11 protein-coding genes are annotated in these 13,656 nt (G+C 41.2%); 7 read left to right on the top strand and 4 right to left on the bottom strand.

What is annotated here, in order from left to right:
• Nucleotides 1-5 precede the first annotated feature (5 nt).
• The 4 genes from IJT21_03835 to IJT21_03820 form a co-directional block, all read right to left on the bottom strand.
• Nucleotides 6-1,109 carry an NAD-dependent epimerase/dehydratase family protein gene (locus IJT21_03835; protein MBQ7577383.1) on the bottom strand — a complete coding sequence of 368 codons (1,104 nt, stop codon included), beginning with the start codon at nucleotides 1,107-1,109 and terminating at the stop codon, nucleotides 6-8.
• Nucleotides 1,110-1,174: 65 nt separating this feature from the next.
• Nucleotides 1,175-2,026 (bottom strand): SDR family oxidoreductase, encoded by an 852-nt coding sequence (locus IJT21_03830; protein ID MBQ7577382.1) that lies wholly within the window; start codon nucleotides 2,024-2,026, stop codon nucleotides 1,175-1,177.
• A gap of 5 nt (nucleotides 2,027-2,031) precedes the next feature.
• Complete coding sequence (locus tag IJT21_03825) at nucleotides 2,032-3,807, bottom strand: hypothetical protein (GenBank protein ID MBQ7577381.1); 1,776 nt, start codon at nucleotides 3,805-3,807, stop codon at nucleotides 2,032-2,034.
• A gap of 70 nt (nucleotides 3,808-3,877) precedes the next feature.
• Complete coding sequence (locus tag IJT21_03820) at nucleotides 3,878-4,816, bottom strand: tripartite tricarboxylate transporter substrate binding protein (protein ID MBQ7577380.1); 939 nt, start codon at nucleotides 4,814-4,816, stop codon at nucleotides 3,878-3,880.
• Between the two features lie 306 nt (nucleotides 4,817-5,122).
• Between IJT21_03820 and IJT21_03815 the strand changes: the two genes are divergently transcribed.
• The 7 genes from IJT21_03815 (at nucleotide 5,123) to IJT21_03785 (ending at nucleotide 13,575) form a co-directional block, all read left to right on the top strand.
• On the top strand, nucleotides 5,123-5,563 hold the full coding sequence (locus IJT21_03815) for a fucose isomerase (GenBank protein MBQ7577379.1): 441 nt from the start codon (nucleotides 5,123-5,125) through the stop codon (nucleotides 5,561-5,563).
• Entirely contained in the window at nucleotides 5,560-6,453 is an 894-nt protein-coding gene (locus IJT21_03810; protein MBQ7577378.1) for a ribokinase, read from the top strand. The genes IJT21_03815 and IJT21_03810 overlap by 4 nt, the downstream gene beginning before the upstream one ends.
• A 57-nt stretch (nucleotides 6,454-6,510) precedes the next feature.
• Entirely contained in the window at nucleotides 6,511-7,104 is a 594-nt protein-coding gene (locus IJT21_03805) for a DNA-3-methyladenine glycosylase (GenBank protein ID MBQ7577377.1), read from the top strand.
• Between the two features lie 31 nt (nucleotides 7,105-7,135).
• Nucleotides 7,136-8,023: a hypothetical protein gene (locus tag IJT21_03800; protein MBQ7577376.1), complete on the top strand. Its 888-nt coding sequence runs from the start codon at nucleotides 7,136-7,138 to the stop codon at nucleotides 8,021-8,023.
• 6 nt (nucleotides 8,024-8,029) lie between these two features.
• On the top strand, nucleotides 8,030-8,290 hold the full coding sequence (locus tag IJT21_03795; protein MBQ7577375.1) for a hypothetical protein: 261 nt from the start codon (nucleotides 8,030-8,032) through the stop codon (nucleotides 8,288-8,290).
• A gap of 99 nt (nucleotides 8,291-8,389) precedes the next feature.
• The gene (locus IJT21_03790) at nucleotides 8,390-10,882 is read left to right on the top strand and encodes a site-specific DNA-methyltransferase (GenBank protein ID MBQ7577374.1); all 2,493 of its coding nucleotides are present in this window, start codon (nucleotides 8,390-8,392) and stop codon (nucleotides 10,880-10,882) included.
• On the top strand, nucleotides 10,882-13,575 hold the full coding sequence (locus IJT21_03785; GenBank protein ID MBQ7577373.1) for a DEAD/DEAH box helicase family protein: 2,694 nt from the start codon (nucleotides 10,882-10,884) through the stop codon (nucleotides 13,573-13,575). Before IJT21_03790 ends, IJT21_03785 begins: the two co-directional genes overlap by 1 nt.
• Nucleotides 13,576-13,656 lie beyond the last annotated feature (81 nt).

The raw sequence follows: 13,656 nt of genomic DNA, 5'->3' as shown, positions 1-13,656 counted from the left end.
TAACTTTATTTTTTCCGTAAACGCCGTATGACTCTTTTCGGCAATCTCGATAAATAAAGCAATGCAGGACAATAACGCTCAAGAAAATAATTTCTTCCCGCTCTGAATGAGTCAAACTCGTTTATTTTCGCATGACCCCCGCAAACTTTATCGACTCTAGCCTCCCACGACCAGTCAACACCGTTAAAAGCGTGATTATCTCTAACAAACTCGGTCAGACATTTTTTAAGACCTTCACAAATTGAAAGCGGCTTAAAATTTTTCACGAGAGATTTAATTTTCCCGTTGTCAAATATCCGATTATAGAGTCTGTCATAATTTAATTGCGCTGTGTTGTCAAATGCTTTATCGACATAAATAATTTTTGCTTCATGACCAGTTAAGCCCGTCAAAATTTTTATATAGAGTTCTGCAATATCTTCCCATTTCATAGAGTCATCGCCTGTAATGTGAAAGACTTCACCGAAAGCGTTATTATTTCCGGCCAGGTCTGCTATTGCTCCTGCGACATCATGACCCCATGTCATAGTCGTAAATCTTGAGGCAATGTCGCGCGAAAAAACTATCTCACGGCCATGTAACGCCCTGTAGAGCCAGCGTTCTTTTTCGTAGACTCCGAGCTGTAAACGTTCATTGCTGTACGTGATGTAAGGCCTTATTATCGTGAAATTTCCTGCGCGCCCGTTGAGTAAAATATTTTCCTGACGTGCCTTTGTCAGCGCGTACTCATCAGTCAATAAATATTTTGAGTCTTTGCTTACGTCCAATAATCTCGGCGAGTTTTCAGTAATGGGCGAGTCTGAGTCTGCGTAAACCCTGCTAGAGCTCAAAAATATATAATGTCCTGCAAAATCAGTGAAAAATTTATAACGCGCTATAAATTCATAAGTGCTGTAAATCATAAAATCTATAACAGCGTCATAATTTCCGGACTCAATTAACGGCCGTATAAAATCTAAATCTTTAGCATTTCCGCGAATATATTTCACGTTTTGGGACGAAATTTTTTCGCGCCTCGTGGTAACATGAACTTCCGCGCCCATTTTCGCAAAAATATCAACGAGATAATTTCCCATTGCACCTGTACCGCCCATTATAAGCACCTTCATTGTAAAATCACTCTCCCTGAAAAATTTTTTGAGTTACCGTCATTCTTCAGGGATTGCGAGTTACTTTATCTGTGAAGGGTTATATTTCCGCTTCCTCCTGTTATATAAAAAGTGTCGCCGACAATTAAATCACCCATGCTGCTGACCATGAAGACAGCGAGATTTGCAATTTCCGACGGCATAGCGTAACGCCCTGAAGGATTACCGGAATTAAAAATTTCGTCGCCTTCCTTCTTGCCGAGCATCGGAGTCGCAACAGGCCCCGGCGCAATGGCATTTACTATTATCCCATGAGGCAGCAAACAATCAGCAAGCCCTAAAGTTAAACCTCTTACAGCCCACTTTGACATTTGATACGGTGTCCACGCAGGCCGCAGAGATGATGACGATGAAACATTTAAAATATGACCTCTGATTTTGTGAGCGATCATGAATTTACTTACAGCTTGACTCATAAAATATGTTCCTTTAGCATTTATATTCATGATTGAGTCATATTCTTCTTCGGTCATGTTCTCGAAGCCCGAATGAGAGACAACCCCGGCAGAATTTACGAGAATATCAATTTTTTTCTCCGGGAAAAGTTCCGCCGCCTCATTGACTTTATCGGGCATAGCTTTAACATCAAGAACGTTTAATAATAAATACTTAGCACCCCCCCCCCCCCACGCTAAATTACTTAGACATTTTTGCAGTTTTTGCGTATTCGTGCCTGCAATGATGACTTTTGCTCCGCTGTTGAGAAATGCTTTAGCTATCCCCATGCCGATTCCGCCGCTGCCTCCTGTGATGAGTGCGATTTTTCCGTCAAGAAGTTTGTTAGTGTTCACTGGTTCAGGAATGGGAATAACAATTTTTTCACGCTTTAACCTGAGATACTCGCGAATCTTTTCGCCGATATAATGTTTAATGCCCATTGAAGTTATTTCCTCCCGATTAATTTTTTGACGGCTTTAACGTTTTGTTCGCCGATAATTTTTTTGACGGTCTTCTTCGCGTACCCCACTGCTGTCAATGGCGGCAATAAATCCGGAATATCAATATTATTAACTTGCCAGATCGCGCGGCTTTCGTCTTCGGGAGTTGTGAAGATCTCGAATAAAATCGGACGGTCAAGCATTGCAGGTGTCGTGAATCTTTCAAGATTGGCGAGATATTCATTTTTGTTAGCTGCTGACATGTACTCAAAGTTTAAATCTTGAGCATAGTGCTTTACTAACTCTCTTGACTGTTTTGCGAAATGTCCCCTAGCTGCCATGAATCTATCTGCGTCATCACCGAAAGTTCTTGCGGCCAAGTGCATATAATTCTTAAATTCGATTCCGCAGCCGTTATTAATCATCATTAAGCGCAAATTTTTATTTATGTGCCTGTTGCCGATTGAGTTCATGTCGTAAAAAAACGCTAAGTCGCCTATAATCCCGAAAAATAATTTTTCAGGAGCAGCAAAACTCGCACCGACTAAAGCCGACACAGTGCCGTCGATTCCAAATCCGCCAGTGTTGGAATATGAATATATTGATTTAGGAAGCTCGAAATAATTCCAGCAGCGAAGAGAATTTAATATCCCTAAATGTAAGACTGAGTTTGCAGGGAGCTTGTTAATTGTTTCACGTGCGATCCATAAATTTGAAAACGGTAAATCTTCAGGATATTTTGACAGACAGTAATCGCAATCTTTACGCCATTGTGAATAATATTCAGTGTTTGCAGTGATTCCCCCCCCCCCCATAGTAGTATTTACGTACTTGGAGAAAAATTCTGTCTCGGTCATCTCGAAAACGTAACGCATTTTATGATACATATCGCGAATGACTCCATCGGGACTAACGCGCCACACTTCTTTTGGACGGACATCCATGTACGAGCCGGATATTTCGCCAATGTGAATCAATAAATCCATACCCTGACGCGGTGAAATTGGTACGATTTTAGCATTGATTCCGTATTTGCCTTTATAGTTGCTTGAGTGATCTATTATTACAGCAGCATTATATCTCTCGCAGAATTTATCCACTAAATTTGTTAAATCACTGCTCCATTTCGGGTGTGCACCGACAAATATTCCGACTGTATGAGCATTTATTTCCGGGAGTGGGTCATTATGTTCGATTCGATTTATTACTTGAACGTTTGGAAGTTCTACAGCGTCAAATTTAGAATTATATTCAGTAGCAATATTTATCAGCACCGGTCCGCCTCCGTTATGACGAAGTTCAAGAAGTGCTTCATTAATTTTTACTGTTGCTGACCAAACGTCTTCGTGTTCATTTGCTCTTATTGTAGGAATGTGAACGGCCATTTTTACGCAGTCTTTTGGCGGAGTAGATCTGTCTATTACTTGCGGGATATAGCTTCCGATTCTGCCGAAGTGCTGACTCGATGTGATTGCTAGAACGGGTAATTTGCGATAAAAGGCTTCAGTTAATCCCGGGACATAATTTCTTGACGCAGTTGCTCCCGTACATGTAAGCGCAACAGGTTCGCCGGACTCAGCAGCAAGACCGCACGCTAAATAACTCGCAGAACGTTCATCAATCGACGAATAAACCTCGAAAAAATTATCATTCTGGACGCTTCCGACAAAATTAATATTCGTTGTTCCGGGACTAGCTACAATTTTTCGTACGTTATGAGCTTTCATCAGTGCTAATAAAATTTGATGATTTATTTCCGACGAGTAATATTTGCGATCCATAAAATATAATCTCTCCTTTCACAAATATAACGACAGGAGACCGGAAAGAGTCCCCTGCCTAAAAATTTTATTATTCCCAGAGTTTTGCTACTTCGTCCGTGCAGAATTGATATTGCTGATTGATTAACTTTGCTGTCTCTTCTGCGTTCATGTAAAGAGTCGTAACTCCGGCTTTCTCTGCTGCTGCGATGTATTCGGGGTTCTCCATTGCTTTCTTGAATGCTTCTTCATAGAATGCGATAACTTCCGGTTTTGTTCCCTTAGGTGCAACAATTGCGCGCGCACTTCCGTACCATTTATTATATAATCCGAGTTCACCAAGTGTAGGCGCGTCCGGAAAACTTGACATACGTTTTTCAGCGAAGACTCCTAAAACTTTTACTTCACTCAACATTGATGCAATATCGGCTTCTTTTGCGACGGAAAAATCAACTTCTCCCTGTCTGAGCGCTAATAATTGATCTGCTGTCCCGCCGTAAGGAATCGCCATATATTTAAAGCCTGCTGATTTTGCGAGTAATTCTGCTCCTATGTGATTGCTTGCTTTCATTCCGTTAGTAGAGGCTTTGAGCTTGCCGGGGTTATCTTTCGCGAACTTTATTAACTCTTCAAGCGTGTTGAACGGAGAATTTTTCGCAACTAACACAATAGCTGTCTCGTTGACGTGATTGCAGATCGGTATGAAATCATCAATTTTGTAATCGCCAAGTTGTTCGACAATGTTCGAGCAAAGAGTCGGCAAATTTACAAATCCAATCGTATGACCGTCCGGACGTGCCTGTGATAAAGCTGTCCAACCGATAGAACCCGAACCGCCCTCAAGATTTTGAATAACGAGAGTTTTTCCGACTGTCTCATTTGCAAATTTTGAGAGTACCCGCGCTGTGTTGTCAGTTCCTGAACCGGCCTTATATGCCACTATGACAGTAACATTTTTTGACGGTGTCCAAGCAAATGCACTCGACGCAATAAGCACTAACGCAAGGACGAGCATAAAAAATTTCTTCATGTGAGTGTACCTCCTGAATAAAATAATTTTCTTGCTTGAAATTATAAGCGCGTGAAGATTCATTAACAATGCGATTATTGACGATTTATAAAAATTTTTTCGCGCATAAATTGAGCCATTACAAAAAATTTTTTCTTCGTGAGATAATGCAAAATCTTTAACGAGTCAACATTTTTGTATTGGTAAAAGTATTAGTAAATTTTTTCTTTGTCCGTGAAAATTTGTGATAAGAATCTTGCACGCAAAATTATATCATGTCATATAATATTTACACGCAGAAAATTTTTTAAATGGGGGTAATTTGTCATGTTAAAAGGTATTCCCGATATTTTGTCAGGCGATTTGCTGAAGGTTCTTGCTGACATGGGACACGGAGACAAAATCGTAATCTCTGACGGAAATTTTCCATCGTCATCAATGGGCAAAAACGGCGTTGTCATTCGCTGTAACGGTCATGGAGTGCCGGAAATCCTTGACGCTGTATTGAGTCTCTTCCCGCTTGATACTTTTGTCGATAAGCCCGTAACCTTAATGAAAGTCGTACCCGGCCAAGAAGTAGAGACTCCAATATGGGACACTTATGAGCAAATAATCTCGAAATATGACGAGCGCGGAAAAAATGCGATTCAATTCGTTGAAAGATTCGATTTCTACGAGGAGTCAAAGAAGTCATACGCGATAATTGCAACAAGTGAGAGTGCTTTATATGCGTGCATGATTCTTCAGAAAGGCGTGATTAAACCGTGAAAGTTTTATCGTTCGGATCTCTCAATATCGATTATGTTTACAATGTGCCTCATTTTATCGTGAGGGGCGAGACTTTGGCGGCAAAAGATTTGAACACTTACAGCGGCGGAAAAGGTTTAAATCAATCTGTAGCACTCGCTAAGGCAGGACTCGAAGTCTTTCACGCGGGCGCAGTCGGTGAGGGAGCAAAATTTTTACTCGATGAACTCGAATCAGCCGGAGTCAACACAAAATTTATTGCTCACCTCGAAAATATCAGAACAGGACACACCATCATTCAACGCAGCGATGACGGTGATAACTGCATAATCCTTTATGGCGGTGCAAATCAGGCAATCACACGCGAGCAAATAAATAACACTCTCGCAAACTTCACGAAGGGCGACGCTTTAGTGATTCAAAACGAGATCAACGAAATCGAATATTTATCCCAGAAAGCTCACGAAATGGGCATGATTGTAGCTTTTAACCCTTCACCGATGGACAAAAAAATTATTCCCGTCTTCAGTAACGCTGATTATATTTTATTGAACGAGATCGAGGCCGGGCAATTCCTGAATCAAGACGTAACAAGCAATAAACCTGAAGAAATCGCAGCACGTCTCCGCGAAAAATTACCGGACGCTAAAATTATTCTGACTCTGGGCGTAAACGGTTCAATTTATGCGGACAAAAATTTAACGTGCAGGCAGGACGCAATTAGAGTCAAAGCAATCGACACAACAGCGGCAGGAGATACTTTTACGGGATTTTTCCTGTCAGGAATCTTTGAGGGCCGCTCACCTGAATGGGCGATGAATTTTGCTGCAAATGCTTCTGCAATAGCTGTAACTCGTCCGGGGGCTGCTCCGTCAATACCGTCAAGAGATGAAGTAATCGCGAAATTATAAATTTTCAAAGCCGGGACTCATTCACGAATCCCGGTTTATTGATTTATGGAGGTCTTAATGAAATTAGCGCGGGATTTTTACTTGAGGGACGTTAACACAATCGCAAGAGACCTTATCGGCAAAATTTTAGTTCACGAGACTCACGAGGGCATTACTTCGGGAATAATTGTCGAGACTGAAGCATACAGAGGCCCGGACGATAAAGCCTCACACACTTATAATAATAAGCGCACCGTCAGAACAGAGATTCAATACAAAAAAGGGGGATTCGCTTATATTTATTTGATTTACGGGATTTATTATTGCTTTAACGTTACTGTAAATGAACCCGACAAGCCCGAAGCAGTATTAATCCGCGCTCTTGAACCGTTAGAAGGTATTCCGTTAATGATGACTCGACGCAGAACCCGCAAGCTAAAAGATTTATGTAACGGCCCGGGCAAATTGTGTGCTGCACTTGCAATAAATAAAAGCTCGTACGGGGCTGACCTGTGCGGAAATAATTTATACATACGCGACGACGGAAAATTTTATGATATTATGACCTCGCCGAGAATTAATATAGATTACGCAGAAGAATATAAATTTTTGCACTGGAGATATTACGCAGCTGATAATATTTACGTCTCAAAGTCTCACAAGAAAAATTAATATATAATTATTCACACAGGAGGCGGATCTATTGAGCAAAGTTAATCAGTCATTAACCAAAAAATTATTCAAGAAGTTAAAGAACGCTACTTTAATGAACGACGAGTTTATGACGTTATTCTTCAGGATTAATCCGGAGTGCATTCAATTTATGCTGCGAATCATCATGAACAAATATGATTTAATCGTTCAAGAAGCAAGAGTTCAACACGAAATGGAGGGCGCACACGGAACACGAGCAGTCAAATACGATATTTTTGCAACAGACAGCAAAGGTACTCGATACGATATTGAATTTCAGAAGGAAAGCTCCGGCGCAAGTCCCTACAGAGCAAGATTTAATATCGCCATTCTTGACGCAAACTCGTTGCAGCCCGGAGAAAAACATAATCTATTGCGTGAACGTCAAAGCGCAGTTATATTTATCACGCAGAAAGATTATTTCAAGAGGGACAGGCCGCTTTATTCTTTCCCGCGATTTGACCCTGAAACGGGAATAAATTTAAATGACGGCTCAACGATTATTTACGTAAACGGGTCATATAATAATATTGATACAGCACTAGGGAAATTAATTCACGATTTTAACTGTTCGCACTCATCCGAAGCGCTGTATACAGAATTTGCCGGAGCACTAACAAATATGGAATCGAAAGGAGAAGAAGAAGTTATGAGTGTAATTGACGAAATTGTTGATGAGGCTAGAGCTGAGGCTAGAGCTGAGGCTATAGCTGAGGGTGAAGCTAAAGGTAAAGCTGAGGGCATAGCTCAAGGTAAAGCTCAAGGCATAGCTCAAGGCATAAAAGATACCGCATTGAATTTAATTCGTATGGGAGTTCTCGCATTCAATCAAATTGCAGAAGCCTGTAATTTATCTCTAGCGCAGGTTCAAGAGCTCGCTAAATCAATAGGGAGGTAAATAACGGTGGGAAGCAACAAATCCGTATTTGATGAAATATGGGACGAAATCGAGAAAGAAGTTAGACAAGAACTCGAAGCTGATTTCAAAAATATTGGCCGTGCTCAAGCTCGTGCGGAAATTGCATTAAATTTAATTCGATTGCGTAATTTGTCATATGAGACTATTGCAAAGGTCTGTAAAATATCAGTGAATCTCGTTCGAGAGCTTGCAACTTTATTCGCTCAAGAGATAAAAGAGTCTGAGGTAAAAACAAAAATGCGGTAAATTTTTTCTCAGGAGGACACTTTTTCGCGCTTTCAAATTTTTGTGTCTTCCTGTTATAATTCCTTCATATCCCATTACACACGAAAGGACTCGACTCTCATGCAAAATATACCGGACTCTGAACTCGCTAAAATGCGCGAAATTAATTCATACACTCACGACAACGACAAACGCCCCAATAATCCAAGAGCAGCACTCGCAGCACACGACGACTCTTCCGACAAGCTCCACACTTACAAATTTGACGTTCACGACTCCCCGACTCTTGAATGGGCCGGCAAAGCTGAAAATCTTTCGTTCGATGTCCCTACGTCATCAATTCATATTCACGAGACTATTATCCCGCAGAAAATTATTAACCGATTCCAGAAAGTTCCGCAGCAATTATCGTTATTTGCAGACGCTGACCCAATGCAGAGAATACTAGACCAAATCAACGCAATCGAGTCATATCAGCACCTTGACGACTGGAAAAATAGACTCATTGCGGGAGACTCTCTCGTCGTCATGAACTCGCTTTTACAGAAAGAGTCAATGTCCGGCAAAATTCAAATGGTTTATATTGACCCTCCTTACGGAATCAAGTACGGATCAAATTTTCAGCCGTTCGTGAATAAGCGCGACGTTAAGGATAAAAGCGACGACGATTTATCAGCAGAACCGGAGACTATTAAAGCATTTCGCGACACTTGGGAGCTTGGGATTCATTCATATTTAAGATATTTGCGCGATAGATTATTATTAGTGCGGGAATTATTGACGGACTCGGGAAGTGTATTTATTCAGATTAGCGATGAAAATGTTCATCATGTGCGGGAACTTTGCGACGAAATTTTTGGGCCCGATAATTTTGTAACGATGATAAAATTTAAGAAAACGGGCAGTATGTCATTATCAAATATAATAGGAAGTACTACAGATTATCTTGTATGGTACGCAAAAGATAAATTACAGGTCAAATATCATCAGCTTTATATTGAACGTAGAGCGGGAGAAGCATCTCTTGATATGTATAACTATCTTGAACTTGATGACGGTTCCGTTATAAGAGTCTCACATGAACAATTAGCAGATAAAAATTTTATTAATAGCCACCGAATTTTTCAGTATACATCATTAATGTCAGGAAGTCAAGTAGATATTTCAAAGCAAACGATAGAATTTGAAGGAGAAAAATATACACCACGTCAAGGCAAAAATTGGAAGACAAGCGTTGAAGGAATGAAGAGACTAATTGCAGCAGGAAGAATCGCAAAAAATGGAAATTTTATACGCTACAAAAGATATTTAGATGATTTCGCACTAATGGAACTCGGCGATTTATGGGACGATACAGGCGGAGCAACAAATATGAAATACGTCGTGCAGACATCAACAAAAGTAATTCAACGCTGCTTACTAATGACAACAGATCCAAATGATTTAGTCCTCGACATAACCTGCGGTTCAGGAACAACAGCCTACGTCGCCGAACAATGGGGCCGCCGATGGATAACATGCGATACTTCACGAGTCGCAATCGCAATCGCCCGTCAAAGATTATTAACCGCCACTTACGACTATTACGAGCTGGCCGACGATAACAAAGGAATATCAGCAGGTTTCAAATATAAAACTGTCCCGCATGTAACACTTAAATCAATCGCCAACAACGAGAAGCCCGACGAAGAAATTTTATACGACCAGCCCGTAATTAACCGTAAAAAAATTCGCGTTACAGGACCGTTCAACGTTGAAGCATTGCCCGCGCCCGTAGTCTTTTCTCCCGATGAGGCCGCAAACATTGAGTCAACTCCCAACGAGGCAGCAAAATTTTCTGACTGGTGCGAACAATTAAAGGCTGTCGGCATTCGAGGCACTAAAGGTGAAAAAATGAATTTCTCAAGCGTTGAAATTTTCCCCGGCTCTAAATGGATTAACGCAGAAGCATATACGACTGACGGCAAGCACGCATTTATAACTTTCGCAAATGAGTCAAGTTTAATGGACTCCCGGCGCGTGCAGGAAACTTTTTACGAGGCCAATAAATTTAAGTATGACATAATGATTTTCGCGGCGTTCCAGTTCGACCCGGCAGCAGTTGACATGATAGAAGACTTGACAAAACTTTATAAGCGCGAATTATTGAGAGTAAATATCAACACGGATTTAATGACTCAAGACCTGCGCAAAAAATTGCACACTGACTCGTTATTCTGGTTCGTGGGCCAGCCCGATATTTCGCTTGAACACGTCGAGGGCAATAATTACCGCGTAAAAGTTTTAGGCTTTGACTATTACAACGTGAGTGCAGGACAAGTCGAGTCAGGCAATACAAATAAAATTGCAATGTGGCTGCTTGATACAAATTATAACGGAATAGAATTTAACCCGACACAAATATTTTTTCCGCTTGAGGATAAGTCCGGAGGGTGGGAGAAGCTCGCAAAGACTCTCAAAGCAGAAATCAACACTGATTTAATCGAAAATTTTTCGGGCACAGAGTCACTTGAATTTACAGCAGAACCAGATACGAAAATTGCCGTGAAAATTATTGACGATCGCGGAATCGAAAGCGTAAAAGTTTTAACAGTCGGGGAGGAGTCGCACTAATGAGCGCAAAAATTGAGCAGCTGATAATAAATTCTCCCTACAATGAGCCTTTATATTATTGGCAATATAATAAGGAAGAGAAAAAATTTTACAAGGTTTCAGGAAGACGCAGAGCCGGTTATCTTGTAGCTTCACAAAATGCGCGCGGTTTTGATGATGACGCGGGGAAATTTATAGATATTCCGTTAGTGAACCAGATTCGCCCGAAAATAAAAGAATGGCGCGAGTCAAATTATCCCGGAATCACAAATATAACGCGAAAATTATTAAATCATTGGCACGACAAGGACGCGAGAAAATTTCCGTTTTTCTTCTGTCAGCTTGACGCAATAGAGACTCTAATATGGCTGAAGGAGTCAAACGAGGGCAGACGCTTAATAATTCAGGATGACGGCAGCAAATTTAGAAGGCTCTGCACAAAACTATGCACGGGCGGCGGAAAAACAATAGTAATGGCGATGTTAATTGCGTGGCAGGTCTGCAATAAAGCTCGTGATCTGCGAAATATGAATTACTCGCGAAATATTTTAATAGCAGCTCCAAATTTGACGGTCAAGAAACGTCTTCAGGTTTTAAGGCCGGGCGGTTATGATAATTATTATGAAAAATTTGATATTTTGCCGGTGGAGATTCGCGAATTAATCAATCAGGCAAGAGTCATAATTCATAATTGGCAGGCTTTAGCGTGGGAAGATTCCGAGACAATTGCAAAACGTAAGGACGTAGACAAGCGCGGGCCGTTGACTGACTCTGCATATGCTAGAAAAATTTTAGGGCGTTCGGGCGATAATTGGCTAGTAATCAACGATGAAGCACATCACGCATATAGAATCCCTTACAAGAAAAAATTAACTGATGAAGAACGGGAAGCTACAATTTGGATTCAGGGGCTCGATAGGATTCATGAGGCCAGAAAAATTTTGACGTGTTATGATTTCTCGGCGACTCCGTTTATTCCCGGTTCAAGCACGAGTCAAGAAAATTTATTCAGCTGGATAATAAGTGATTTCTCATTGAGCGACGGAATCGAGTCCGGCCTTGTGAAGACTCCGCGTGTTGTTGTGCGTGACAGCACGATCCCGGATCCTGATACTTATAAATCGCGGTTATTTCACCTTTACACAGAAGACGGCGTGAAAGATGATTTAACTATCAAGTCAAATTCTGAGTCATTGCCTGATTTAGTGCGCAGTGCATATCAGACTCTTGCAAGCGATTGGAAGGAAGTATTTAAACAATGGCAGGAGGCCGGGAAAAAGATTCCTCCCGTGATGATAACAGTAGCTAACAACACGAGAACGGCAGAGAGAATCGAGAAATTTTTTGCGTCAAAAGATTTGTTATTGCCTGAAGAACTTTGCGAGTCAGATAAAATTTTGCGCATTGACTCTAAAAAATTGGAGGACTCTGCAAGCTCTGAGGGTGAAATTTTGCGTGAAAAAGTTGACACAGTCGGCCAAGTCGATAAACCGGGCGAACAGTTAAGAAATATTATTTCCGTCGGCATGTTGTCGGAGGGTTGGGACGCTAAGACGGTAACACAAATAATGGGCTTGCGTGCGTTTTCGAGTCAGTTATTGTGTGAACAGGTTGTCGGGCGGGGTCTGCGCAGGACTTCATATGACAGACTGAATGACGGAGAATTTTTTGCGCCTGAATATGTAAATGTCTTCGGAGTGCCGTTTACTTTTTTGCCTCATGAGGAGACAACTACAGGAGGGGGAGTGATTCCTACTACGCCTACTACTGAAATTAAAGCACTTGACGAACGCAGAGAATATAAAATTACTTGGCCGAATGTAACAGGATTTGAATATATAAGCGGTCAGAAATTGAGTCTTGATTTAGAGTCAATTAAGCCGTTGGAATTAAAAGCAGACGACACAATAATAAGTGCAGAAATTGCGCCGATTCTTGACGGACAGACGGATTTAACGCGCGTCAGTGAAATAGATTTAGAGAGGGCCGCAGAGAGTTTCAGGTTACAGCAGATAATTTTTCATGCAGCAGCAAACGTCTTTGAAGAGTTATCAGCTTCATGGAAGGAAAAAGGCTCGAAATTATTATTATTGGGACAAGTTATAAATCTCGTGCAGGAATATTTACAGAGCGATTCAATAAATATTACGCCGAAATTGTTTGCATTCAACCGGCCGCGCAAGAAAATTTTATACGCAATGAACATGAGCAGAATAATAAAAAATTTATGGGACTCAATCCGCAGTGAGAACACAGAAAAATTTAACCCTGTTTATGACACGTTAAAGCCGGTTTTATCAACTGGAGACATGCCGCGATGGTGGACAGCGAGACCGAATCACTTAACTAGAAAGTCTCATATAAATAATTGCGTTTATGACAGTACTTGGGAAGCGTCGACTGCTTATGCGCTGGATAGAAATTCACACGTTCAGGCATGGGCGAAGAATGATCATTTAGGATTCAGCGTTTATTATTTGTACAACGGCGAGAGGAAAAAATATTTGCCTGATTTCCTGATAAGGCTTGACAACGGGAAAAATTTAATTCTTGAGATCAAGGGTAAGGAGTCAGCACAGGATAAGGCCAAGAAAGAGGCGCTAAAAATTTGGGTTGAGGCTGTGAATGACGCAAAAAATTTCGGTGAATGGGCTTGTGATGTGTCATATAACCCTGCTGATGTTGACGGAATAATCGAGAAATATTTATCTTGACGCGGCAAATACGGCGATGATTTACGGGCGGGGAAAGGGGGTTCGGGGGGAACGGGTTTTCAGGGGTGCCCCCCGATACGG

The organism is Synergistaceae bacterium (assembly GCA_017443945.1).
Lineage (GTDB): Bacteria > Synergistota > Synergistia > Synergistales > Aminobacteriaceae > JAFUXM01.
This window is presented reverse-complemented; position numbering and strand designations above follow the sequence as displayed.